Annotated in this window: 19 protein-coding genes; 13 read left to right on the top strand and 6 right to left on the bottom strand. The window is 67.9% G+C overall.

Features of this window, described 5'->3' with window-relative positions:
* A partial coding sequence (locus AC1DZQ_RS21130; RefSeq protein WP_476965345.1) for an AMP-binding protein occupies window positions 1-1,131 on the top strand: 1,131 nt, incomplete at its 5' end.
* Between the two features lie 33 nt (window positions 1,132-1,164).
* Here the strand turns inward: AC1DZQ_RS21130 and AC1DZQ_RS21135 are convergent.
* The 3 genes from AC1DZQ_RS21135 to AC1DZQ_RS21145 all read right to left on the bottom strand — a co-directional run bounded on the left by AC1DZQ_RS21135 (window position 1,165) and on the right by AC1DZQ_RS21145 (window position 9,231).
* Entirely contained in the window at window positions 1,165-2,028 is an 864-nt protein-coding gene (locus AC1DZQ_RS21135) for a hypothetical protein (RefSeq protein ID WP_476965346.1), read from the bottom strand.
* A gap of 1 nt (window position 2,029) precedes the next feature.
* Entirely contained in the window at window positions 2,030-3,745 is a 1,716-nt protein-coding gene (locus AC1DZQ_RS21140; protein ID WP_476965347.1) for a multicopper oxidase family protein, read from the bottom strand.
* A 116-nt stretch (window positions 3,746-3,861) separates the two neighbouring features.
* Entirely contained in the window at window positions 3,862-9,231 is a 5,370-nt protein-coding gene (locus AC1DZQ_RS21145; RefSeq protein WP_476965348.1) for a peroxidase family protein, read from the bottom strand.
* A gap of 581 nt (window positions 9,232-9,812) precedes the next feature.
* On the opposite strand from AC1DZQ_RS21145, the gene AC1DZQ_RS21150 reads away from it, so the two are divergent.
* Window positions 9,813-12,161 (top strand): FdhF/YdeP family oxidoreductase, encoded by a 2,349-nt coding sequence (locus tag AC1DZQ_RS21150; RefSeq protein ID WP_476965349.1) that lies wholly within the window; start codon window positions 9,813-9,815, stop codon window positions 12,159-12,161.
* A 185-nt stretch (window positions 12,162-12,346) separates the two neighbouring features.
* On the opposite strand, the gene AC1DZQ_RS21155 is transcribed toward AC1DZQ_RS21150, so the two are convergent.
* Window positions 12,347-12,664: a DUF6457 domain-containing protein gene (locus AC1DZQ_RS21155; RefSeq protein WP_476965350.1), complete on the bottom strand. Its 318-nt coding sequence runs from the start codon at window positions 12,662-12,664 to the stop codon at window positions 12,347-12,349.
* A 93-nt stretch (window positions 12,665-12,757) separates the two neighbouring features.
* Window positions 12,758-13,747: a LysR family transcriptional regulator gene (locus tag AC1DZQ_RS21160; protein WP_476965378.1), complete on the bottom strand. Its 990-nt coding sequence runs from the start codon at window positions 13,745-13,747 to the stop codon at window positions 12,758-12,760.
* 130 nt (window positions 13,748-13,877) lie between these two features.
* Here AC1DZQ_RS21160 and AC1DZQ_RS21165 point away from each other — a divergent pair, with 130 nt between their 5' ends.
* The 11 genes from AC1DZQ_RS21165 (at window position 13,878) to AC1DZQ_RS21215 (ending at window position 24,745) form a co-directional block, all read left to right on the top strand.
* The gene (locus tag AC1DZQ_RS21165; RefSeq protein ID WP_476965351.1) at window positions 13,878-14,756 is read left to right on the top strand and encodes an FAD binding domain-containing protein; all 879 of its coding nucleotides are present in this window, start codon (window positions 13,878-13,880) and stop codon (window positions 14,754-14,756) included.
* A gap of 4 nt (window positions 14,757-14,760) precedes the next feature.
* A complete protein-coding gene (locus AC1DZQ_RS21170) occupies window positions 14,761-15,327 on the top strand; it encodes a (2Fe-2S)-binding protein (protein ID WP_476965352.1) in 567 nt (188 codons plus the stop codon).
* A complete protein-coding gene (locus AC1DZQ_RS21175) occupies window positions 15,324-17,717 on the top strand; it encodes an aerobic carbon-monoxide dehydrogenase large subunit (RefSeq protein ID WP_476965353.1) in 2,394 nt (797 codons plus the stop codon). Before AC1DZQ_RS21170 ends, AC1DZQ_RS21175 begins: the two co-directional genes overlap by 4 nt.
* On the top strand, window positions 17,717-18,664 hold the full coding sequence (locus AC1DZQ_RS21180; RefSeq protein ID WP_476965354.1) for an XdhC family protein: 948 nt from the start codon (window positions 17,717-17,719) through the stop codon (window positions 18,662-18,664). The genes AC1DZQ_RS21175 and AC1DZQ_RS21180 overlap by 1 nt, the downstream gene beginning before the upstream one ends.
* Window positions 18,648-19,298, top strand: coding sequence for a nucleotidyltransferase family protein (locus tag AC1DZQ_RS21185; RefSeq protein WP_476965355.1), 651 nt, complete (start codon window positions 18,648-18,650; stop codon window positions 19,296-19,298). The genes AC1DZQ_RS21180 and AC1DZQ_RS21185 overlap by 17 nt, the downstream gene beginning before the upstream one ends.
* The gene (locus tag AC1DZQ_RS21190; protein WP_476965356.1) at window positions 19,295-20,218 is read left to right on the top strand and encodes an AAA family ATPase; all 924 of its coding nucleotides are present in this window, start codon (window positions 19,295-19,297) and stop codon (window positions 20,216-20,218) included. The genes AC1DZQ_RS21185 and AC1DZQ_RS21190 overlap by 4 nt, the downstream gene beginning before the upstream one ends.
* Window positions 20,211-21,497 (top strand): vWA domain-containing protein, encoded by a 1,287-nt coding sequence (locus AC1DZQ_RS21195; protein ID WP_476965357.1) that lies wholly within the window; start codon window positions 20,211-20,213, stop codon window positions 21,495-21,497. The genes AC1DZQ_RS21190 and AC1DZQ_RS21195 overlap by 8 nt, the downstream gene beginning before the upstream one ends.
* Window positions 21,487-22,191, top strand: a complete 705-nt coding sequence (locus tag AC1DZQ_RS21200) for an SRPBCC family protein (RefSeq protein WP_476965358.1) — start codon at window positions 21,487-21,489, stop codon at window positions 22,189-22,191. The genes AC1DZQ_RS21195 and AC1DZQ_RS21200 overlap by 11 nt, the downstream gene beginning before the upstream one ends.
* A 9-nt stretch (window positions 22,192-22,200) precedes the next feature.
* Window positions 22,201-23,328 (top strand): XdhC family protein, encoded by a 1,128-nt coding sequence (locus AC1DZQ_RS21205; protein WP_476965359.1) that lies wholly within the window; start codon window positions 22,201-22,203, stop codon window positions 23,326-23,328.
* A gap of 10 nt (window positions 23,329-23,338) precedes the next feature.
* Window positions 23,339-24,040, top strand: a complete 702-nt coding sequence (locus AC1DZQ_RS21210; protein WP_476965360.1) for a DUF5134 domain-containing protein — start codon at window positions 23,339-23,341, stop codon at window positions 24,038-24,040.
* Window positions 24,041-24,124: 84 nt separating this feature from the next.
* Window positions 24,125-24,745, top strand: coding sequence for an L-threonylcarbamoyladenylate synthase (locus tag AC1DZQ_RS21215; protein ID WP_476965361.1), 621 nt, complete (start codon window positions 24,125-24,127; stop codon window positions 24,743-24,745).
* A 126-nt stretch (window positions 24,746-24,871) separates the two neighbouring features.
* Here the strand turns inward: AC1DZQ_RS21215 and AC1DZQ_RS21220 are convergent, their stop codons facing one another.
* Entirely contained in the window at window positions 24,872-25,135 is a 264-nt protein-coding gene (locus tag AC1DZQ_RS21220) for a hypothetical protein (RefSeq protein WP_476965362.1), read from the bottom strand.
* Between the last annotated feature and the right edge of the window lie 125 nt (window positions 25,136-25,260).

The raw sequence follows: 25,260 nt of genomic DNA on the forward strand, positions 1-25,260 counted from the left end.
GTGCTGGCGTGGAAAGGCCTCCTTGGCGCCGGCGACCTGAAGAAAAAGCATCCGCGCCCGGCCGCCGCCGACCTGGCCGTCATCCAATACACCAGCGGCACCACGGGCCGGCCCAAGGGCGCCATGCTGACCCACGCCAACCTGCAGGCCAATGCCGCGCAGGGCCGCGCCTGGGTGCCCGGGCTCAAGGATGGCCGGGAAACCGTGTACGCCGTGCTGCCCATGTTCCACGCCTACGGGCTGACGCTGTGCATGACGTTTGCCCTGAGCATCGGCGCGAGGCTGGTACTGTTCCCTAAATTCGACGTCGACCTTGTGCTGAAGGCGCACAAGAAGTCGCCTGCCACGTTCCTGCCGGCGGTGCCGCCGATCTACGACCGCATCGCCGCGGCGGCCGCCGAGCGCGGTATCGGGCTGGACAGCATCCGCTTTTCCATCTCGGGGGCGATGAACCTGCCGACGGCGACAGTGGAGACGTGGGAGAAGGCGACCGGGGGCTACCTGATCGAGGGCTACGGGCTGACGGAAACCTCGCCCATCGCCCTGGGCAACCCCTTCGGGCCCAGCCGGAAACCGGGAACGGTGGGGGTCCCGTTTCCCCTGACGGACATCCGCGTGGTGGACCCGCGGAATGTTCTCCAGGACCGCGCCCCTGGTGCCGAGGGCGAGCTCCTGGTCCGGGGCCCGCAGGTTTTTGCCGGCTACTGGAACCGGCCGAAAGAGACGGAGGAAGCGCTGCTGGAAGGCGGCTGGTTCCGCACAGGTGACATTGTCTCGGTGGACGAGGATGATTTCGTGACCGTCCGGGACCGGATCAAGGAACTGATCATCACGGGGGGCTTCAACGTCTCCCCCACGGAAGTTGAAGACGTCCTCGCCGGATACCCCGGGGTCCGCGACGTGTGCGTGGTGGGGCTGCCCCGCCCGGGCGGCGGCGAAGACGTGGTCGCCGCCGTCGTCCCGTCCGCGGGCTCCGGCCTGGACCCGGAGGCGCTGCTGGCGTTTGCGCGGGAGAACCTGGCCGCCTACAAGGTGCCGCGCCGCGTCGCCGTGGTGGATGAGCTGCCGCGTTCGCTGATCGGCAAGGTCCTGCGCCGCGAGATCCGGGACACACTCGTGGCCGGCCGGTAGCGTTCCCCTTGCCCCGGCCGGCCACTGGTGCGGTCAGTGCCCGGACACCTCTGGGCCCGGGGTCGTTCCTGTTGTGTCGTCGCCGCCGGCGTCATGCGAATGCGTTCCGCCGTCCTCCGCGGACGGTTCAGGCTCCGGTGCCGGTTCCGGTTCGAGGGACATGTCCACTCCCTCGCCCGTGGCCGAGCGCGGGCCCAGCGTCACGTCCGCGGCATTGACGCCGGCGCCGCGGGCCAGGCCGACCCGCACGGATTCCACCAGCGCGTCGCTGAGCAGTGGTCCCGTGTAGCTGACCGTCAGGGCGCCTTTGTCCAGCGACGTGCCGTAGTTCCCGAGCGCATCCGAGAGGATGCCTTCCTCGGCCACGGTACGGGCTAGGGCTGCCGGATCGGCGGCGGCAACGCTGAACCGGAGATCGTGGACCAGGACAGAGGCGACGTGGACATGCTCCACGCCGGGGTAACTGCCCTCCGGGCCGAAGGCACGTTCGGCCAGCTTCTCCGCATCTTCACCGGTGCTTCCGGCCGGCAACGCCAGGATCAGCTCCGGCGCGAGGTGCTCCAGGATCGCAGGTTCGAGCACGTCCGGGGGGATATCTGACAGGACGACGCCGCTGGCCGCCGCGGTTTGCTCGAGCCGCGCGCGCGGCGCGCCAAGCTCGGCGCCCTCGGCGGGGTGGACGGCGATGACCGCGCGCCGGCGCACCATCAGACCGTCGTTGCTGACGGTCGGGCGGCCGTTGCCGACGTCGGTTCCGGTCTCCAGCGATACCGGCGCTGCGCTCGGCACGGCCCCGGCGGTCGGCGAGGGAGGCGCCGGTGACGGCGTTCCGCCTGTGCAGGCGCTCAGCGCCAGCACAAGCAGGGCTGCCGCCCCCAGGTGACCCAGGCGCCGCACCTCAGGTCCCTGCCGGGAATCCAGGCCGGTACACCGGCGGGAACGCGTTGGGGGGCAGGGTGTCCAGGACCGGCGGATCCGAGGTGATGGGATCGTTGGTCCGCAGATCGCCCACGGAGAACTGCACCATCATGTCGTGGTCCTCATGGACAAGGTTGTGGCAGTGAATCATGTAACGCCCGCCCCCGCCGGTACCTGTGTCGAACTGCATGAGGGCCGTGACGGACTCGTTCTCGCCGGCGTAGAAGACGTCCTTGGGACCCTTCTCCCAGGCAAACGGCTGGCCGCCGTTGGTGTTCCTGGCGATGATCTTGGCGTCAATGAGATGGATGTGCACGGGATGGAACCACCCGCCGGACGCGTTGATGATGGTCCATTGCTCGACGTCGAACGGCTGGGGATTGCCGAAAAGCTTGGTGAATCCGGATTTCTCCACATCGGCCCAGGTAACGCCGTTGACGGTCCATTGCCCGTGGTCCCGGAAGAATTTCAGCTCGCGCTTCACCTTGGCCATCGCAGGCGTCAGGCTCATGGTGGGGATGCCGCCCTTGGCCGCGTTCACGGAGCCGCCGTCGTCCAGGGTGGCGGGGATGCTGGAAATGGAACCGGCCCCAGACCCGGAGTCCGCCACCACCTTGAAACGCATGATCTTGTTGGTGTTGGCGAAGTCGATGTTGTTCTTGTTGCTGAGGTTGCGCAGTTCGATCAGCTGCCCGGTCCGGTACTTGCGGAAGTCGATCAGCACCTCATAGCGTTCCGCCGTGCCCTGCCGCCAGGACTTCACGGCCTGCACTTTGGGCGTCATGCCGGCGTCGGTGCCAACCACGTAGACGGGGTCCCCGGTGGACAGTGTGGGCCGGTAGGACCGCGAAATCGAGGCGTCGAGCACCCGGAAGCGGTAGATCCGGGGTTTGACCTTCATGGTGGGCCACGGCACGCCGTTGACCATGATGATGTCGCCCCAGAGGCCCTTGACGTCGTTGTCGTTGTAGGCGAGGGAGCCATCGGCGTTGAACATGGCGTCCGAGATCATGAGGGGCACGTCGAATTCCCCCTGCGGCAACTGGGCACGCTCGTACTTGTCGGACAGCGGATAGAAGGCCGCGAGTCCGGAATACACGTTCTGGGCCGTGATGTGGTGCTTGTGGTCGTGGTACCAGAGCGTCCGTGCCGTCTGAAAGTTGGGGTATCGGTAGTTCTTGACGTTTCCCGGGACGGTGATGTCGTTAGCGTAGCCGTCGTACTGGGGCAGCGACGCCGAGCCGTGCAGGTGGGTGACTGTGTCAAAGCGGGCGGGCTGCACGAGCCCCGCGGCTGGCAGGGCGTTGCGGATCCGCACCTCGATCCGGGTCCCCTGCTTGGCCCGGATGGTCGGGCCTGGAAAGATGCCGTTGTAGCCCGCCACGGTGGTGTTCAGTCCGGGCACGAACTGGGCCTGGCCGAGCTTCTGGGTGAGGGCGTACTTGGCGAACGGGCGGGCCGGGTCACCGCCGTCGAAGCCCGTCGCGAAGGGGACGAGCTCCGGCGGGCGGCGAAAGACGCCCGCATAGGGAACAGGCATGTTCTGCGGTGCAAGTTGGCTGGCGGTGAGGAGCGGTGTGGTCGGCCCGGTGGCCGGCCCAGTAACGGGAATGTCGTCGTCACTGCCGCCGCTGAATCCGGCAATGCCGAGGGCGCCGACGGCGCCCAGTTTGATGATCTCTCGTCGTGTAGTCATGGCCCCTCCAAGTGGGCATTAGAGCTGAATACCGTGTCGAAACTGAATTTCGAAGAATTGAGGAAGCCGGCTGGCGGGCCGCTGCGGGTCCGCCAGCCGGCGATCTCGTCCTGCTGTTACAGTGCTGCGCCCGTGGTGAATGTCCAGACACGGGTTGTCAGCGGGTTACCGGCCAGGTCGCGGACGCCAGTGGTGCCACCGGTGACGGTGACCCGGTACTGGGTGTTCGCGAGGAGGCTGGTTCCGGGGTTGATCGTCAGCACCCTGGTGGTGGTGTTGAACGTGATCGCCGAGGCGACCGCTGCTCCGGTGGAGACCCGCTCAATCCGGACCTTGCCGGCAACCGCGAAGCCGGTAATGGCCTCACTGAACGTGGTGGTCACGTTGCTGTTGCGCAGCACGCCCGTGGCTCCCGCGGCGGGAGTCGTGGCGGTGATGGTCGGATTCGGGCCCGTGGTGAACGACCACGTGCTCGTCGCCATCGTGTTGCCCGCGAGGTCACGGATCCCCGAGAGGGTCGCCGTGTAGACGCGGTCCGCCGTCAGCGTGACGCTCGGGTTCAGCGTCGCAACCCTGGTGAGGGCGTTGTAGGACACGACGGCGGGGACCAGAGTGGTGCCGAGCCGCAGCTGGAACGTGGTTCCGCTGACGCCCGTTACCGCTTCGCTGAACGTTGCCGTCAGGTTCGCCGTCTGGCTGACGGAGAAGGCACCGGATGCCGGTGTCCGCGCCGTCACGGTGGGAACCACGAATTCCGTCCGTGGCGTCACCGCTGCCGTGCGGGCCGAGAATCCGCTCGTACCGACCGCGTTGACGGCGGCGACGTCGAACGTGTACGCCGTCCCGTTGGTGAGGCCGGTGACGACGACGGTTCCGACGTTGCCGGTGACCGCCTGGGTGCGGGCCAGAACGGTGCCGGCGAAGGCCCTCACCGTGTAACCCGTGATGGCGGATCCGCCGTTGGACGCCGGTGCGGTCCAGGTCAGGGTCGCCGAAGCGTTCCCGGCCGTGGCCGTCCCGATGGTCGGCGCTCCCGGTGCGGTGGCCGTCGTCGGGCTCACCGTGTTGGACAGTGCCGAGAAGGGGCTGTCACCGAGGGCGTTGCTGGCCAACACCTGGAACCTGTACTGGGATCCGTTCGTCAGACCGGTCACCACCAGGCTGGTGGCGCCTGCCGGGGCGGTGCGCAGCGCACCGACCTGGACGCCGGCCGGGTTGGTCGTCACGTCGAGCACCTTCACGGAGAAGGTGTCGGCAACGCCGACCGTCGGGGCCGTCCAGCGTACCGTTGCCTGCCCGGGGCCGGCGGTTGCCGTGCCGATGACCGGAGCGTTTGGCAGTACGGTGTCGGAGAACTGCAGGAACTCGATGTTGCGGATCGTGTCCGTCCCATCGATGCCGACGTTGTCGACCACCGTGGTGGTTGAACCTGCCGAGCCCACCGTGCCGTTACCACCGGTGGTGGTGACGGTGTAGTTGGCCCGCGGGCCGGAGAAGATCGCAACGTCCCGGTTGCCCGCGGTTTCGAGGGCGGTGGGGGTCACGATTTCGCGGACAGCCACCAGGTTCCCCGGGTTGACGATGCCGGCCGCTACTGCAGCCGCCAGGGTCATCGGGTTACCCGTCTGGTACGGGCGCTCCATGAGGTCGGTGGTGCCGATCTCTGCTCCTGCGTCGTCCCGCACACTGATGCGGATCTTCAGGTACCGGTCGCCGTCGAGCACGTCGTTGCCGCCGCGGCCCTCGAGCTTGTCACTGCCAAGGCCGCCGATGATGATGTTGCCATCACCCCAGACCGGACCGGTCAGCGGGCAGACACCCATCGGTGAGAGTGCTTCGACCGGTGCGAGCGGGGTGGTCGGTGCCGGAAGGATGGCCTGCAAGCCGGCGATCCGGTTGATGCCCGTCTGGTCGAGGACGTCGCAGCCACTGAAGCCTGCACCACCTACGGTGCTGGGCACTTCGTCGTCGCCGCGGATGACGTCGTCGAACTTGGAGCCGGAGTTGGCCTCCACTTCCTGCCAGCGATCGCGGTTGACCACGACGGGCAGCGGAACACCAACAAGGTTGTTGTTGATCTTCATGTCGTCGTCGGCGGGTACGGTGTCGTACTGGTGCGAGGCCCAGTCGAAACCGGCTGCACCGGCGTACCTGTCGATCGCGGCGTTGCTCGTCATGATGTCGTCGCCGCCCTCGGCGTCGTAGTCGTTCTCTCCAACCTGTCCCACGAAGATGTCGTTTCCGGGCTTCGTCTGGGCCGGGTCATCGAAGAACGGTGCGCCGTGGTCGCCGATCAGCAGGTCCTGGCCGGATCCGCCTTGGATCCAGTCGTCACCGCCGTCGCCGAACGTGGCGTCCGCGCCGTCACCGGACTGCACGAAGTCGTTTCCTTCGCCGGCAAAGGTTTCGTTGTCGTTGGCGCCGCCATTCGTGAAGTCCTGGCCGTCGCCGCCCATGTTGATGTCGTCGCCGATACCGGAGTTGAGGTAGTCGTTGCCCGGACCGCCCTTGAGGACGTCGGCGCCGGACAGGTCGGTGATCCTGTCGTTGCCGTCGCCGCCGAGTGCGATGTCGTCGCCGCCGTTGCCTTCAATGACGTCGTTGCCCTCGTTGCCGAGGAACGTGTCATTGTCGTTGCCGCCGGTGACGCGGTCAGCGCCGGCCGTGCCGTTATAGACGGACTGGCCATTGATGCCGCTGGGGTCGACCGTGTTCTTCTCCATGTACTGGATGGTGCCGTCGGGCTTGCGCAGGAGCAGCAGGTTCTCCTTGCACTCGGAGGCCGCGTCATCCGCGACCGTTGTTCCCGATGCGGCGTAGCCCGCCGGGGTTCCGGCCAGGTTGCCCAGCTCGAACTTGCAGTCCGCGGTGCCGAAAGCGTCGGCCTTGAGCGAGTGCGCGTTGGTGTTGCGCATGATCATCTCGGCAAAGGAGTTGCTCTCCAGCTGCGACCGGAGGTTCATGCCCGGTGTGCGCGCCAGGTAGTACAGGCGGTCACCATTCTGCAGGTCGGTCAGCTGGTTCTCGAACACGTAGTTGAACGTGCTGCCCAGGAGTCCGCCGAAGAGGTTGGTCTTCTCCGCCAGCCCGCCGACCCAGAGGTCGACCCTGTTCAGGCCGGTCTCCTGCGTGGCCCACGGTCCGGCACTGTTCATGAAGTCCGTCATGTCAGCCGTGGGAGGGGTCGCCAGGGTGCCCGGATCAACGATTGCCTTGGCCGCTGCCCGCTTGCCCGCCAGCGTGGTTTCGCTGGTGATGGTCGGGTAGGTGCCGTAGGCGGCAACAAAGTTGATCAGGGATTCCGGGTGCTTGAGGTTCTGGCCGAAGTCCGCCCAGCTCGTGTAGGGCGCAAGCTGCGCGTCGCCCGTGTCGCCGTTGATCTGGCGGCGCACCTCATTGAGAGGCGGTACGCCTTCAGAGCGTGCACGTGTCATGTTGATCGTCGGCAGGTCCAGGGGAAGACCCAGCAGGTTGTTGCGCAGGGTTCCCGTCACGAACTCGTCGAGTTCGTTGCCGACCTGGTCGCTCATGCCCATGACGATGCTGCCCGCGGCCTCTTCCGAGGTCAGGGGCCCCGCCGATCCGCCGTTGGTGTACTCGGGCGGGTTCAGGAAGCCGTTCAGCAGCGAGATCGAGTTATCGCTTCCGTCCGCGTTGGTCCGGGAGATGGTCTCGGTCAGCATGGAGTGGCCGAAGCGGTAGACCGCGTGGGCGAACTCCGCCCGGACGGCCGCGTTAGTGTCTGAGTGGTAGACGTGGAAGGGCTGGACCGCGGGCTGGATCTTGCGGGCAAACTCCTCGAAGACCAGGTGCTGGTACTCCATTTCGGTGACGAACCGGGCCGCCTGGAACAGGCGTTCGCCGTTCCAGCCGTTGGCACCCGCAGCCAGTTTCCACTCGGCCAGCGCGGCTACGCCCTTGGCTGAGGTGTCGTTGGTGAGGGTGTTCTCGATATCCGCCACGAGGCGGTCATGTTCGGAGTGGAACACCTGGTGGATGGTGGTCAGGCCGATGTTTTCGTTGACGCGACCGTCACCGGCACAGAAGTGCGCGTTGAGCATCTCGTCGTCGTAGGTCCCGGCCGGCTGGTTGGCGAAGTCTGCCGAGGCCGTGTTGTCAGCGTCCGGGACGGGCGCGACGGGAGGCGTGGCAGGGTTGTGGTCCGTGTCCTGAGGCGACGGATCGGCGTTGTGCGCGATGTCGGTCAGGAACGGGGTGTCGAAGTACCGCACGTTTGCCGGTACCGGGACCGGGCTTGCCGTGTTGCCTTCAACGAGACCGGTCTGCGTGACGTACTGCGGCAGGCCCCGGGCGGGACCGGGAATGAACTTGCCGTACGGGTCCGAGGCGATCATCGGAATGTTGGTGACGTCTTTGTCTTCCAGCTTGAGGCCCAGGAAGATCTCCGCCTGGGACTTGACGGTCGCCCACGTGGCCATGCCATTCGCGGTGGGACCTGCGACGCCGCCAAGGAGCTTGCCGGTTGAAACCGGCTTGCCGTCGGTGTTGTTGATGTACTCCCGCAGGAACACCTGGTGCGAGGGGTGGGACGTGTAGGTCTGGGACTGGTCCACGTAGGGCGAGTCCGTGTTGGTTGCATCCTGCACGTCATCCGCGGTACCCAGGATGCCGTCGTTGCCCGGCTGGTTCTGGGCCCGGGTGAGGACCATGAAGGCGTTGGGGCTGTTGGGGTCCACTTCGTCGCCCGTGCCGGCCTTGCCGTCGGGGCCCACGGTGATCAGCGGGTCATCGGCCTTGAGCGGAACGAACACCGTTCCGCCGCTCTTGACCGTCTGGTCCACGCCGTGGTCGAAGAACTGCCCGAACAGGGTGAACAGAGAGTTGTACGGTGGCGAGAGTCCGACGTCGGTGGTGACGTTGGGGATGAACAGGGTCTTTCCAGTGGGGACGCAGCCGGCCGGGATCCCGGGAGCATTGGTCACGGGGTCAGGATCGGTGGTGCAAGGGAACAGACCCGGGTTGCCCTGGGTCCGGACCGGGAACCCGGCAGCGGCCACAGCGGCGGGATTCGTGGCCGTCTGGTCCACGATCAGGTTGCTGATCTCGCGCGGCTGGGCGTCGAAGACATTGCCCGACTTCTGCGCGTAGGATGTCGAGCCCCCACCGAATGCCGCCGGGGCCGCATCCGCGTTTTTAAATACCGGCGTCGTGTGACGCGGGAATACCTGGTCGGCGGCGCCGAATGTTTCGCGGCCCTTGATCAGGTTGTTGCAGGAGCCGTCAACCGTTCGGAGACCATACGAGGTGAGGGCGTCGGGGATCTGGTTGGGGCCCGTTCCGATGAGGGCACCACATGGGCCGGTGGCCGACGTCGTATTCGCGACGTGCGCCTCCGCGATCTTGATCTGCTTGAGGATGTAGGCCAGGTCGGCCGGGGTGACGGTGAAGCCTGCGCCGACGGGTGCCGGCGCGGCGCTGGCGCCGAGCGCCGTTGTAGTGAGTCCGATGAAAGTGAGCAGGGTCATCGCTGTCCCCGCGGCTACTGCCCGGGTCGGACGGCTAAAGACACGTCTTTGGCCCCCGACCTTCCTGCTTGCGAACAAATTCATTGCACACCTGCCTCTTAGAGTGAGTGATGGTGCAACAGTGCTTGGTGATTCCTTGGAGAAAACTGGGGACGGTGGGGAACCTGCGATCCGGACCGGGGTCCGGCCATTTCCGGGGCCTCCGGTCACCGGGATAGCGGGTTGCAAGTACGCGCGCCGACGCTTTGGCCTACTCGCCCGAGGCCGACGGCGGCAACGTACCCTACGCGGGAACTACTGCGCGGACGTGCTGTCGAGGAATAACAGCCGAGTAACGGCTACCCCTCGAGGACCCGAATTTTTGGCCGCCGCTACCTGAGGCCGGCGCACAGCAGGTCCCCAGCATGCGCGAGGACTGCGGTGGTATAAGGGGGCCCCACGGGTGCCGTGCGGTATCTGGGCCCGGGGCCGGTCAATTGCTTGCGGCGCTCCGATCAAGCTGATAGGCCTGAAGGTAAGGTGCATAGTGGCAGATCAGCACGCCGTCCCATCCAGACGGTGGTTGCAGAAGGGAAGTTCACGTGACTCGCAAGACTCCTCAGATCGAGGAACCGTCCGAGAAGGATCTAGTTGTCGGGGACGGGCCGAAGAGCTGGGCCGCCGGCGTCCCGGGCGTGTACCACTCCATGAAGCCCGCCATCGAGCAGATGGGGCTGAACCGGACCCGCAAGACCGTCATGGCGATGAACCAGAAGGACGGCTTCGACTGCCCGAGCTGCGCGTGGCCGGATCCGCACCACCGCAAGGCATTCGAGTTCTGCGAGAACGGTGCCAAGGCGGTGACCTGGGAAGCGACCCCGGTGGTGGTTCCCGAAACTTTCTGGGCCGAGAATTCCGTCAGCGACCTGCGCGGCCAGTCCGAGTACTGGCTTGGCATGCAGGGCCGGCTGACCGAGCCGGTGTACAAGCCCGCCGGCGAGGACCACTACAAGACGGTCAGCTGGGCCGAGGCGCTCCGGCTTGTGGCCGACAAGCTCAAGGGGCTGGACTCCCCCGACCACGCGGCGTTCTACACGAGCGGCCGGACGTCGAACGAGGCGGCCTTCCTCTACCAGCTGATGGTCCGCGGCTACGGCACCAACAACCTGCCGGACTGCTCCAATATGTGCCACGAATCCTCTGGCTGGGCCATGGGCCAGACCATCGGGATCGGCAAGGCTACCGTCAACTTCGACGACTACGCCAACGCGGACCTGATCATCATCATGGGCCAGAATCCGGGCACCAACCACCCCCGGATGATGACTGAGCTTGAGAACTGCAAGCACAATGGCGGCGAGATCGTGGCCGTCAATCCCCTCCCCGAGGCCGGGTTGCGCCGGTACAAGAATCCGCAGCAGGTCAATGGAGTCGTCGGTCACGGCGTCCAGATCGCGGACCAATTCCTGCAGATCCGGATCGGCGGGGACATGGCGCTTCTGCAGGCCGTGTCCAAGCGCGTTCTCGACGCCGAGGCCAAGAACCCGGGGACGGTCCTGGACCACGCGTTCCTGGCCGAACACTGCGAGGGGCTCGAGGACCTCAAGGAGCACCTGTCCCGGCTGGATGAGCAAGCCGTGCTTGAGGCCACCGGCCTGCGCAGCGAGGACATCGACGAGCTCGCCGCCCGCTACCTCAAGGCCGAGAAAGTCATCATCACCTGGGCCATGGGCATCACGCAGCAGAAGAAGGGCGTGGCCACCATCAAGGAGATCATCAACCTCCTGCTGCTGCGCGGCAATATCGGCAAGCCCGGTGCCGGTGCCTCCCCCATCCGCGGGCACAGCAATGTGCAGGGCGACCGCACCATGGGCATCTGGGAGCAGATGCCGCAGTCCTTCATGGAAGCCCTCGGCAAGGAGTTCGACTTCGAGCCGCCCCGCGAGCACGGCACGGACGCCGTCGAGACCATCAACAAGATGCGCGCGGGCGACATCAAGGTTTTCGTCGCCCTGGGCGGCAACCTTGTGGGCGCCATCTCGGACACCAATGCCGCCATGGCTGCCATGGAAAACACGGAGATGACGGTCCAGATCTCGACCAAGCTGAACCGCTCGCATACTGTGACGGGCCGCGAGGCGCTGATCCTCCCCACGATGGGCCGGACCGAGATCGACATCCAGGAATCCGGACCACAGTTCGTTTCCGTGGAAGACACCGTCTGCGCCGTGCACCCGTCCTGGGGCAGCGTCGAGCCCGTGTCCCATCATCTGCTCTCGGAGCCGGCCATCGTGAGCCGGCTGGGCAAGCTCCTGGTGGGCGAGAAGATCAAGGCCGATTGGGACGGCTATGAGAAGAACTACGACCTCATCCGGGATCACATCTCGCGGGTGGTGGGCGGCTGCAAGGACTACAACCAACGGATCCGGCAGGAAGGCGGGTTTATCCTCGCCAACGGTCCCCGTGACTCCCGCACCTTCCCCACGCCCACCGGCAAGGCCGTGCTGACTGTCAATGATCTGGAACTGGTCCAACGGCCGGCGGGAACCCTGATCCTGCAGAGCATGCGCTCCCACGACCAGTTCAACACCACCATCTACTCGCACAACGACCGCTACCGGGGCATCAAGAAGGGCCGCCACGTGGTGTTTGTGAACCCTGACGACATCGCCGAACTCGGCCTTGCCGACGGGCAGTACGTGGACGTCCACGGCGTGCACGACGACGGCGAGGAACGCGTGGTGCGCAAGTTCCGCGTGGTGTCGTACCCCACGGCACGCGGCTGCGCGGCGGCCTATTACCCCGAGGCCAACGTGCTGGTGCCGCTGAACCACACGGCTGAGGGCAGCAACACGCCGGTCTCGAAGGCAGTCAGCGTCCGGCTCGAGCCGAGCGTGGACCAGACGCCCGACGGCGCGGCAACAGTCCCTGCCCGGGTGGCCTCACCCTAGGCACCCGCCAGCCGGGGCCGGGGCAACGGGACATGCCCCGCCCCGGCCGCGGCGAGTGGACATAACACCAACATGTCCATCCCTGCGCCCCACCGCGGAGCATGTCCAGTGGCTGCGGACCGCGTGCATGCCGTGATTCCTGTGCATCAGGTCCCGCGCGCTTCCCGGTGCTGCCGGCACGGGCGTTACTGGGCCCTCTTGGCCCAGCCTTCCTCGTCCGGGCCGCCCGACTCGCCGTGTTCGCAGAGCTCGATGACCTTGTTCGACGCGGCGTGCACGGCCTCCTGCGTACCCTTGCGGCCCTTGGTGGACGCGGTACCGGCCGCGTAGCCCACAATGAACGCGCTGACGGCGTCCGCGTGCGGCCCGACGGCTTTGACGGATTCGTCTGCCACCTGGACGATCTTTTCGTGGTCGACTTCCAGGTCAAGTATCTGCAGCGCCTGGATCAGCCGGCTGCTCCAATGCCGCAGCGAGCTGTCTTCGTCTCGGGACAACGTCATTGCTACTCCTTCTCGCAGGGTGAATGGATCGTCTAACCCTCAAGGGGTAGCACCCGCCCCGGCGTTGCGCAACGCGACACAGCGGCAGGCGCCTCAGCTCCAGAGCGCAACGTGGAACTTGGACCCGCGCCGTTCCAGCCCCCGTGAACCGCCGGGAGCGACCATGGCCGCGGTGGCGTCGGCGGTGCCGGCAAACCTTTGGAGAGTCCGCGCCATGGTGGTGGCCCGGCGGCGGTCCAGGGTACTGGCCCACCAGAGACCGGAGATCGGCGTCCCGGCTACCGGCACACGGATCAGGGAGCCGCTGCGGATTTCAGCCCGGACTATATGGCCAAGCGCCAGCATGGTTCCCTCGCCGGCCCTGACGGCGGCCAGGGCCTCCGTTTCGCTGCTCAGCCGGACGACCTCCGGCGCCACCGACTGGGCAGCCAGCCAGCGGCCCTCCTCGCTGGCGGCCTGGATGCCGACGGGACCGGCAAACCACGGCCTGCGCAACAGTTCGGCCAGCGCTACCGGCCCGTGGAGGGCGGCGAGCGGATGTCCGGCGGCCGCCACGATGATCCGCTGGTACCGCAGGAACGGGACGGAGTCGAGGCCGACGTCGCCACTAGCGCTGGGAAGGGTACCGTTGCGGAGGGGTGGCCGGGCCCCCAAGGCGATGTCATAGACGCGTTCCAGCATCAGGGATGCAATGTCCTCGGCCTCCTCCACCACCACGTCGACGGAGGCGCCGGGGACCCGGCGGGTGAACAAGTCCAGCAGGCGCCCGGCCGCGTGCTCGGCAAACGGCGCCGTGGCCACGATTTTCAGGCGGCCGGTCTCGGTCTGGGCGTGGGCCACCTCCCACCGGGCACGGTCCGCGAGTCCCACGATGTCCTGGGCGTGTTCGGCGAGGGCCCGGCCGCCGGGGGTCAGCGCAATCCCGCCGTGGGCACGCACGAAGAGCGGGTCGCCCAGATCCTGCCTGAGTGCGGCGAGCGCCGCCGAAACGGCCGGTTCGCTGACTCCGAGGTGGACTGCGGCCGCGTGAAGAGAGCCCAGCTTGGCCACCAGGGCGAACGTCCGCAACTGTCCCAATGTCATCGCCACGGCTTCATAACCTTTCGCTTATGACGATATTGACAGCCCAGTCAGGCCGGGGCAAGACTGACCTCAATCCGGCGCTACGCAGCCGCTGCACCATGCCGCCGGCCTTCGGAGTGAGGTAGGGACTATGCAGATTCCGGCTCCATTTGACTATGTGCGCGCCACCACGGTGGACAACGCCCTGGAACTCCTTGCCCGGTACGGCCCCGAATCCCGGGTGGTGGCCGGCGGCCACAGCCTCCTGCCGATGATGAAGCTGCGCCTCTCCCGGCCCGAATGGCTGATCGACATCAATGACCTCTACGAGCTCGATTTCATCCTCCGTGACGGCAACAAGCTCAGAGTCGGCGCCATGACGCGCCACACCACCTTGCTGGAGTCCGACGAGGTCGCCGCGCTGTTCCCCATTGTGCGGGACGCCGAATTGGTGATTGCCGACCCCGTGGTCCGCAACCGCGGCACCATTGGTGGCTCGCTCTGCCAGGCGGACCCGGCCGAGGACCTCTCCACCGTTTGTGATGTTTTGGCCGCCGAGGCTGTGATCCGCGGGCCACGCGGCGAGCGCGTCCTGTCCATGTCCGAGTTCCACCGCGGACCCTATGAAACCGCGGTCGGGCAGGATGAACTGCTCTGCGAACTCAGGTTCGGCATCCGCCCCCGCTCGGGCAGCGCCTATGAGAAGGTCGAACGCCGGGTCGGGGACTGGGCAGTCGGCGCCGCCGGCGCCGCCGTCACCCTCGCCGCGGACGGCACCGTCGACGACGCCGCCGTCGGGCTCACCGCCCTGGGCCTTGACCACCTCTTGGCCGAGGCCGCCGCGGTGCTCCGCGGCAGGCATCCGGACGAGGACCTGTTCGCCGAGGCCGGAAGGCTGGCAGCGGCGGCCTGCGATCCAGTTGCGGACCAGCGCGGCCCGGTTGACTACAAGCGGCATCTCGCCGATGAGCTCACCAAAAGGGTGCTGCGGCGGGCCTGTGCCCGCGCCGCCCAGATGCAGGAAGGCTGAAGCGATGCAGATCAGCATGACCGTTAACGGCACCGACGTCACGAGCGAGATTGAGCCCCGGGTGCTCCTGGTCCATTACATCCGCGAGGTCCTGGGCCTCACCGGTACGCACTGGGGATGCGACACAAGCAACTGCGGGACGTGCGTGGTCCTGATGGACGGACAGCCCGTGAAGTCCTGCACAGTCCTGGCCGCCATGGCCGCGGGACACGACATCCGCACCGTCGAGGGACTCGCCACCGGCGGCACCCTCGACCCCGTCCAGCAGGGCTTCATGGAGGAGCACGGGCTGCAGTGCGGCTTCTGCACCCCAGGGATGATGCTCACGGCCCGCGCGCTGCTGGATAAGAATCCGCACCCTGACGACGCCGAGATCCGGCAGGCCATTTCCGGTCAGATCTGCCGGTGCACGGGTTACGCCACCATTGTCCGTTCGGTGCAATGGGCCGCCGCCCATCCAGCCGGAACCGGCGTGGACGAGGCGCCGGCGGCCGATGAAGTGCTGGACGGCACCGACACCGCCGTCCCGGATGTCGCCACGGAGATAGAAGACACGGAGGTGAAGGCATGACCGTCATCCATGACCGGCCGTCAAACCCGGCCGCCGGCGACGAGGACCGCCCGATCGGCTATGGCCGCATCCAGCGGAAGGAAGACCCGCGCTTCGTCCGCGGCCAGGGCCACTACCTCGATGACATCGTGCTGCCGGGGATGCTGCACGGCGCCATCCTGCGGGCCCCGGTGGCGCACGCCCGGCTCGTGTCCATCGACACGACCAACGCCCTGGCGCACCCGAAAGTGGTGGCAGTCATCACCGGCAAGGACCTCCTGGGCCTGAAGCTCGCGTGGGCGCCSACGCTSTCSGCGGATGTCCAGGCCGTGCTGGTGACCGACAAAGTCCGGTTCCAGGGGCAGGAAGTGGCGTTTGTCGTGGCCGAGGACCGTTACGCGGCCCGGGACGCCCTGGAGCTGATCGACGTCGAATACGATATTCTTCCCCCGCTGGTGGACGCCCGCAAGGCGCTCGACCCGGACGCGCCGGTGATCCGCGACGAAATCGAGGGCCGGACGGACAACCGGATCTTCGACTGGGAGATCGGCGACAAGGCCGAAACCGATGCGGTGTTCGCCTCCGCGGATGTCGTGGTCAGCCAGGAGGTCGTGTACCCGCGGGTCCATCCCGCCCCGATGGAGACGTGCGGCGCCGTCGCCGATTTCGACGCCGTCAACGGCAAGCTGACGCTCTATGAGACCACCCAGGCCCCGCACGCGCACCGGACCCTGTTCGCGATCGTCGCAGGCATCCCCGAGCACAAGATCCGGATGGTCTCCCCCGACATCGGCGGCGGCTTCGGCAACAAGGTCGGGATCTACCCCGGCTACGTCCTCGCCGTCGTCGGCTCGATCGTCTCCGGCCGCCCGGTCAAGTGGGTGGAGGACCGCTCCGAGAACCTGATGTCCACCTCGTTCGCCCGGGACTACATCATGCAGGGCGAGATCGCGGCGACCAAGGACGGAAAGATCCTGGCACTGCGCACGCACGTGCTGGCCGACCACGGCGCGTTCAACGCCACCGCCCAGCCCACCAAGACCCCGGCCGGATTCTTCTCCATCTTCACCGGCAGCTACGACCTGTTGGCCGCCTACTGCTCTGTCACTGGCGTCTATACCAACAAGGCGCCCGGCGGTGTCGCCTATGCCTGCTCGTTCCGCGTGACCGAGGCCGTCTACCTGGTGGAGCGGATGGTGGACGTCCTGGCCCGCAAGCTGAACATGGACCCGGCGGAGCTGCGGCTCAAGAACTTCATCAAGCCGGAGCAGTTCCCCTACGCCAACAAGACCGGCTGGGTCTACGACTCGGGCAACTACGAGGCCGCCATGCGGCTCTCCATGCAGCTCGCCGGATACGAGGACCTCCGCCGCGAGCAGGCCGAAAAGCGCGAGCGCGGGGAACTCATGGGCATCGGGGTGTCCTTCTTCACGGAAGTCGTCGGAGCCGGGCCCCGGAAGCACTTCGACATTGTGGGCCTCGGCATGGCCGACGGCGCCGAGCTGCGCGTGCACCCCACCGGTAAGGCCGTGGTGCGCATCTCGGTGCAGAGCCAGGGCCAGGGCCACGAGACCACCTTCGCCCAGATCGTGGCGGAGGAACTCGGCATCCCGCCGGAGGACATCGAGGTGGTGCACGGTGACACCGACCAGACCCCGTTCGGGTTGGGCACGTACGGCAGCCGTTCGACGCCGGTCAGCGGCGGCGCCGTGGCCCTTGTTGCACGGAAGGTGCGCGAGAAGGCGAAACTGATCGCCGGGGCGATGCTGGAGACCCGCCCCRAGGACCTCGAGTGGGAAAAGGGCCGCTGGTTCGTCAAGGGCGACCCCAGCGTAGGCAAGACCATGGCCGAGATCGCCATGGGCGCCCACGGCACCGTTGCCTTGCCCGAGGGCGTGGACGGCAACCTCGACGCCGAGGTCACCTACGACCCGCCGAACCTCACCTTCCCGTTCGGCGCCTACATCTGCGTCGTCGACATCGACCCCGGCACGGGGCAGGTCAAGGTGCGGCGCTTCATCGCAGTGGACGACTGCGGCACCAGGATCAACCCCATGATCATCGAAGGCCAGGTGCACGGCGGACTGACGGACGGTGTGGGCATGGCCCTGATGGAGATCATCGAGTTCGACGAGGACGGCAACTGCCTCGCCGGGTCCTTCATGGACTACCTGATCCCCACGGCCATGGAGGTGCCGGACTGGGAAACCGGGTTCACGGTCACGCCCTCCCCGCACCACCCGATCGGGGCGAAGGGCATCGGCGAGTCCGCCACCGTCGGCTCACCCCCGGCGATCGTCAACGCCATTGTCGACGCCCTGGCGCCGTTCGGCGTTACCCATATGGACATGCCCTGCACCCCGGCCCGCGTCTGGGCCGCCATGCAGGGCCGCGCCCGGCCGCCGATCTGATGGCCACCGCCGCAGGATCCCTGGCCGCCAGGGCGGATGAACTCGCCAGCCGCCGCGAGCCGTTCGTCCATGCCACGGTGGTCCGCGCCCAGCATCCCACGAGCGCCCACGCCGGGGACACGGCCCTGGTGCTGCCCAGCGGGGAGATCCAGGGCTTTGTCGGCGGGAACTGTGTGCAGGAATCGGTGCGCGAGTACAGCCGGCAGGTTCTGGCCACCCAGGAGCCCCTCCTGTTGCGGGTGCTGCCCGGGGAACCGTCCCGGACCGCGGAGGAAGGCGCCGTCGAGGTCACCAACCCGTGCCTGAGCGGCGGGGCGATCGAGATCTTCCTCCAGCCGCGGATTCCGGCGCCCCGGGTCCTGGTGGTGGGCACGACGCCGGTGGCGCAGGCCCTGGCGACGCTCGGCTCCGGCGTCGGCCTCGAAGTCGAACTCACGGACGGCGAATCCGCCGATTCCCGCGGCGACGACGCGGCCTTGATTGTCGCCTCGCACGGAACGGCGGAAGAAGGTGCGCTGGAGGCGGCCCTGCGCGCCGGCGTACCGTACGTTGCCCTTGTGGCCAGCGAAACCCGCGGCGCCGCCGTCCTGGCATCCCTCGACGTTGACGACGACCTGCGGCGGCGGGTTTTCACGCCGGCCGGGCTGCAGCTCGGTGCCCGGACCCCCGGGGAGATCGCCCTTTCCATCCTGGCCCAGCTGGTGGGGGAACGGTCCAGGGCCCGGCGCGCTGCCCCGGCCCTTGCGGCCGCCGCTGCCGCCGCGCCCACAGGCATGGGCACGGAGCCAGGGCCGGCGAGCGCGGTCGACCCGGTGTGCGGCATGTCCGTCCCGGCCCTCGAGTCGTCCCTGCATCTGGTCCACAACGGGATCACCGTCTACTTCTGCTCACCCGGCTGCCGGGCCGCTTTCCGCAAAGATCCGGAACGCTATGCCGTCACGACCTGACCCGTTACGGGCGGCAGGAAGCCCCGGACCCCGGACCGCAGGAATCATCCTGGCCGCGGGCGGGTCCCGGCGCCTGGGCCGGCCCAAACAGCTCCTGCCCTACGGCACGGGAGTGCTGCTCGATGCCGTCCTGGCGACTGCTCGGGACTGCGCCTTCGGCCAGACGGTGCTGGCCCTGGGCGGCGCGGCGGCCGAGGTGGAACGCACCGTCGACACGAGCGGCTGCGACGTGGTGCTCAACCCGGACTTCGGCGAAGGGTGCGCGTCCTCGATCGCCACGGCGCTCGCGGTCCTGCATCCGGATGCCGACGCCGTGGTCCTGTTGCTCGGCGATCAGCCCGGTGTTCGGGCCGCGAGTGTCCGGGCAGTCCTGGGCGCCCTCCAGCAGGCTCCTGCGGGCCCGGCCGGCATCGCGGTGTGCCGGTACGACGACGGCGTGGGCCACCCCCTGGCGTTTGCCCGGCGCCTGGTGCCGGACCTGGCCGCCCTGCACGGGGACAAGGCCGTCTGGAAGCTCCTCGAGCAGCGGGTGGAGGACGTCGTCGAGGTCCTCACACCCGGTCCCGTCCCCCCGGACGTGGACACCGAGGAAGACTACAGGCGCCTCCTTGCCGGGCTGCAGGGGGCCGTATGACGACGGCGGCGCGGGCCGGCGCGGAGGAGGACGTGCGGCGCCGGGTCCCGGATGTCGGATCGCTGATGGCCGCGCTGGACCGCACCAACTATCTCGCCGACGCCGGGCTGGCAACGGCCCTGTTCCTGGCTGTCCGCCTGCCGCAGCCCATCCTGCTCGAGGGCGAGGCGGGGGTCGGGAAAACGGAGGCCGCGAAGGCGCTGGCCGAACTCCTCGACACCCCGCTGTACCGGCTGCAATGCTACGAGGGAATCGACGCCGGTGAGGCCCTCTACGAATGGAACCACCAGCGCCAGCTGCTCGGCATCCGGCTGGCCGAAGTCCGCGACACCGAGGTCACGGAAACTGACCTGTTCGCCTCCCAGTACCTTCTGCGGCGCCCGCTCCTGCAAGCGCTGGAACATCCCGGCCCGCGGCCTGCCGTGCTGCTCCTGGACGAGATCGACCGCGCCGACGCCGAATTCGAGGCCTTCACCTTTGAACTGCTGGCCGAATCCGCCGTCACCATCCCGGAGTTGGGCACAATCCGCGCCACCCATCCCCCCATCGTGGTCCTTACCTCCAACCGGACCCGGGACCTTCATGACGCCCTGACACGCCGCTGCCTGTACCACTGGATTGACTACCCCGGACCGGCCCGGATCGCCGAGATCGTGCGCCGCCGGGTTCCTGCCAGCAGCGGCCCGCTGGCCCTCCAGGCCGCGGCCGTCATCACCCGGCTGCGCACCCTGGACCTCGCCAAGCCGCCCGGGATCTCCGAGGCAATCGACTGGGTCTCGGCCTTGGCCGTGCTGGGGGTGGAGCGGATCGACGCCGGCACCACCGAGCAGACGTGGGGCTCCATCGTCAAGAACCGCGATGACCTCGAACTCGTCGGCTCCCGCGGGGCCGCTTGGCTCGTGGACGGCACCGATGGCTGAAAACAACAGCGCCGCGCCCGCACTGCCGCCACGGGTCGAGGCGGCCGCCTTGTCCGCCGCGTTCGTCACGGCAATCCGGAGGGCCGGCCTGGCAACCTCGCCGGACCGGGCGGCACGGCTGGCCGAGGCGCTCCACCTGATCCCCCCGGCCCAGCTTGAGCAGCTCTACTGGACCTGCCGCGTGGTGCTCGTGTCCGCGCGCGAGCAAGTGCCCCTGTTCGATGCCGTCTTCGCTGCCATTTTCCGCGGGAACGCCACTCCAGCCCAACCGGGCAGTTTGGCCGGCCCGGCAGTGCCGGCGCCGCCCGCGCCGTCCCCGCGGACCAGGCCCGCAGCCCCAGACAGCCGGGCGGCCGGCACCGCCTCCGGCACGCACCAGCACCCGCGCGTGGCATTCCCGGGCCGGGACAGCTCCGCGGAGGACGGCCGTACTGATCGGGAGGCCGTCCTTGCCATGGTTTCCGCGGAAGAACACCTGCAGGAGACATCCTTTGCCGAACTTTCTGCCGATGAAGTAGCGGCGGTACGCCGGCTGGCAGCGGCGCTGCAGCTCGCGACGCCGCTGCGCCTGAGCCGCCGCACGCGCACGTCGGCTCACAGCACGGCGAGCCTGGACGTCCGGGCGACAGTGCGCGCTGCCCGGCGGTCCGGGACCGACGCCCCACGGCTGCTGTATGCCCGCCGACGCGGCCAGCGCCGCAAACTGGTGCTGCTGTGCGATGTTTCCGGATCCATGGAACCGTACTCCCGGGTCTTTGTATCCCTCTTGCAGGGCGCTGTGACCGGGGCCGGGGCCGAAGCCTTTGTCTTCTCCACCAGACTGACCAGGCTGACCCGGCAACTGGCCCTGCGCGATCCGGACCAGGCCCTGGCCCGCGCCGCTGTCTCCGCGCCGGACTGGGCCAGCGGAACCCGGATCGCCGAATGCCTCCGGCGCTTCGTCGACGAGCACGGCCGCCGCGGACTGGCACGGGGCGCCGTGGTGGTGGTGTTTTCGGACGGCTGGGCCTACGAGGATCCGGAACAGGTCGCGGCGCAGATGGCCCGGCTGCGCCGGCTCGCCCACCGGATCATCTGGGTAAATCCACGCAAGGCAGCCCCGCAGTACCGCCCCCTCGTGGGCGGCATGGCAGCGGCACTGCCCTACTGTGACGCCTTCGTCAGCGGCCACAGCTACCGGGCCTTGGCGCAGATGGCGGCCGCCATTCGCGGCGGCGGCCCGCCACCGCAGGACACGCACGAACGAACGAGAGGCAAGGACCCAGCCCATGCAAATTGACAGCACGTTCACGGTGGTCGCACCAATAAGCCGGGTGTGGGACACGCTGATGGACTTTGAAGGGGTGGCCGGTTGCCTTCCGGGTGCCAGGATCCTCAACAAGCTCTCGGACGATGCCTACCAAGTGGGCATGACGGTAAAGCTCGGCCCGGTCACGATGCAATACAAGGGCCTGCTGAACGTCATTGAACGAAACGCACCGGAACACCGCGCAGTCCTTGCCGGCAAGGCGCAGGAGACCCGTGGACAAGGCACCGCCGAGGCCACCGTCACCCTGGTGCTGGCCGAAGACGGAGCGGCCACGCGCGGTTCGGTCAGCGCAGATCTCGCGCTGTCCGGCAAGGCCGCGGCCATGGGCAAGGGGGTTATCGGCAGCGTCACGGAGCAGATGATGTCCCTCTTCGCGAATAATCTGCAGGCCATGCTCACCGAGGGAGCACCTCCAGCCCCCGAGGCAGCAGGGGAACCTGTCCCGGCGCCTGTCCCGGAAGCAGTGCCGACTCCGGTCCCGGCGTCGGCGTCGGCTGCGCCGGGCGGCAGCCTGGATGCGCTGAGCCTCGCCAAGGGAGTCGCGGCGGACCAATTGTCCAACCCGGTGAAAGTCGTTGGCATTGTCGCCGTCGTCGCGTGCATCGCCTACTGGGCCGGCCGGCGTTCGGCGTTCCGGCTGCTCCGGCTGTGCGGCAGGCTCTGAGGAGCGCCGATGCGTGATGTCCTTGCGGCCATGTTGCCTGACTGGCGAAAGGGTGCCACGGCGGGCCTGGCCACCGTCGTGAGCACTTTCAAATCGGCGCCACGGCTCCCGGGGGCCGCGATGCTGGTGACGGCCGACGGCGAGGCCGTGGGCTCCGTCTCCGGCGGCTGCGTCGAGGGGGCTGTGTACGAGCTTGCCACTCAGGTCAAGGACGACGGCGAGCCGGCCCTGGTGCGCTACGGGATCAGCGACGACGATGCCTTTGCCGTGGGCCTGACCTGCGGTGGAATCATCGATATTTTCGTCGAACCTGTTTCCCGGCGCCGCTATGCCGAACTTGACGCCGTCGCGCAGGACATCACCGACGGACGCCGAGTGGGCGTCGCCACGATAATCGAACACCCGGATGCCGGCCGCGTGGGGCGGCACCTGATTGTCAGGCCGGACGGATGCGAGGGTGACCTGGGCTCCGACCGGACCAACCGCGCCGTTGGCGACGATACCCAGGGCCTTCTGGCCGCCGGCCGGACCGGCATCCTGAACTACGGCGTGGACGGCGAGCGGCTGGACACAGGCATGCGCGTCTTCTTTGCGAGCTATGCGCCGGCGCCCCGCATGCTCGTCTTCGGCGCCATTGACTTCGCCGCGGCGCTGGCCCGGCTGGGCGCGTTCCTGGGGTACCGGGTAACCGTTTGTGACGCGCGGTCCGTCTTCGCCACGCCCGCGCGGTTCCCCGACGCAGCCGAGGTGGTCAACGCGTGGCCACACCGGTACCTGAGCGAGCAGTTCGCCCAGGGGCTGCTGGATTCCAGGGCCGTGCTCTGCGTCCTGACCCACGACCCGAAGTTCGACATCCCCGTTCTTGAGGTGGCCCTGCGCGGCAGCCCCGTGGCCTATATCGGCGCCATGGGATCCCGGCGCACGCACGAGGACAGGATGGCACGGCTGCGGCAGGCGGGACTTACTGACGACGAATTGTCCAGGCTCCACAGTCCTGTCGGCCTGGATCTGGGCGCCCGCACTCCGGAGGAAACGGCTGTGTCCATCGCGGCGGAGTTCATCGCCCAGCAGTGGAGCGGCAGCGGGGAGCCGCTGCGGCAGCTCGGCGAACGGATCCACCACGACGAGCAGTTGTGACGGTGTGGCCATGCTGGCAGACGAGGCCCTGCGCTGGACGCTGGCGGTGCTGCTGCTGGCGGCAACGCTGTACTCCGCCGGCCAGGGCTTGACCGGAGCCGGGCCGGCGGGTCGGATCGGCTCCGTGTTGCATGCGTTCATGACGGCGGCCATGGCCTTCATGCTGGTGCCGGGCGGCCGGTGGCCGGTCCTGCCGCAGCTTCTCCTGTTCGCCGTGGGTGCCTGGTGGTTCGTACTGCAGGCCGTCCGGCTTCGGACGCGCAGCCGCGGCCGCTGGCCTAGGTCCGGCAAGGGCAAGCCGCTCTACGACGCGGCGGCCATGGCGGCGATGGCCTTCATGCTTGCCGCCAAGGGCCTTTGGGAACCAACTGCGGCCGGAGCACTACGGCCGGCACCAGGTCCGCTGACCTCCGCACCGCACCACGGCAGTGCAGCAGCCGTGCCGGCAGCGGTACCGATCCCCGTCTGGAGCACCCTGACGGCCCTGGTGCTAGCCGTGGCTTTTGCGCTGGCCGCTGTGCTGTGGGCAGCCCGGTTGCTCCTGCAACTCTGGCCCGCTTCCGGGGGCCCGCCGGTGCCAGCGGCCATCCGAACGCGCGGCGCGGGGCCGGGGACACAATATTCCGCCGGTTTCCGGGCCGTGGCAGACACCGCCGTCGAAGTCGTCGGGGCTGCCGCGCTGGCCTTCATGTTCGCCGTCCTGGCCGCCTGAAACACGCTTGCCTGCGGCCCGGCGCCACGGATCGCTGGCCCCCAGGGGCGCCAGCGCGGGCCGGCCCGGGCGTAAGCTCGTGGCATGGCGAGATACTTCGATGTGCACCCCGAGAACCCCCAGGCGCGTTCCATCCTCCAGGCAGTGGAGATCGTGCGCTCAGGCGGCCTGATCGCTTACCCCACAGATTCCTGCTATGCCCTCGGCGCGCAGCTGGGAAGCAAGGAGGCGCTGGACCGAATCAGGAGCATCCGCCAACTCGATAACAAACACCACTTCACGCTCGTCTGCAAGGACTTCGCGCAGTTGGGCCAGTTCGTCCAGATCGACAACGACGTCTTCCGGAGCATCAAGGGCGTCACGCCGGGCAGCTACACCTTTATCCTGCCCGCCACCCGGGAAGTCCCCAAGCGGCTGCTGCACCCGAAGAAGAAAACAGTCGGCGTGCGCATCCCGGACAACCACGTGGTCCAGGCACTTCTGGCCGAGCTCGGCGAACCGTTGCTGTCCAGCACGCTGCTGCTTCCGGATGAGGAAGAGCCTCTTACGCAGGGCTGGGAGATCAAGGAGCGCCTAGACCACGTAGTGGATGCCGTGATCGATTCCGGCGACTGCGGTGCAGAGCCGACCACGGTGATCGACTTCTCCAGCGGCGTCGCGGAAATCGTCCGCCGCGGCATGGGCGATCCGTCGCGCTTCGAGTAACGGAGGACGCCGGCGGCGCCGGCACGGCGTCCGCTGCCGGCCCGGTGCGGTGCCGACTCAGCAGTGCGTACTCAGCAGCGCCGGCTACCCAGTGCCGAGTCAACAGTGCGTACTCAGCGGGGCAGGCTAGGCGGATTCCGGCGCGCTCGCCTGCCGGTTCCGCAGCCACCGACGCACGAGGTCGATGGCGGCGACGAGCCCGGCCAGGGGCGAGAGCACCGCTGCGGCGTAGACGAACATCATCCACGTCAGCGTCGTCACCGGGCTCTGGCGGGTGCTCAGGAGGGACAATCCGCCGAAAAGGCCCAGTATCCAGAACAGGAGGACCCCGGACAGCACGGCGGCTGCGGGGAAGTACTCGTTCGTGACGACTTTCTTCAAGGTTTCCATGGGCCCTCCTCACACCCGGCGGTGGGACTGCCCGCCAGGGTCATTCCCAGTATGGGGCCCGGCACGCCGGAATTTCCCGAGAATCCCGGCCACGTGACGAAGCTAACTCCTCCGTCCCGGCGGCG

The organism is Arthrobacter sp. P1_C12_2, assembly GCF_056406415.1.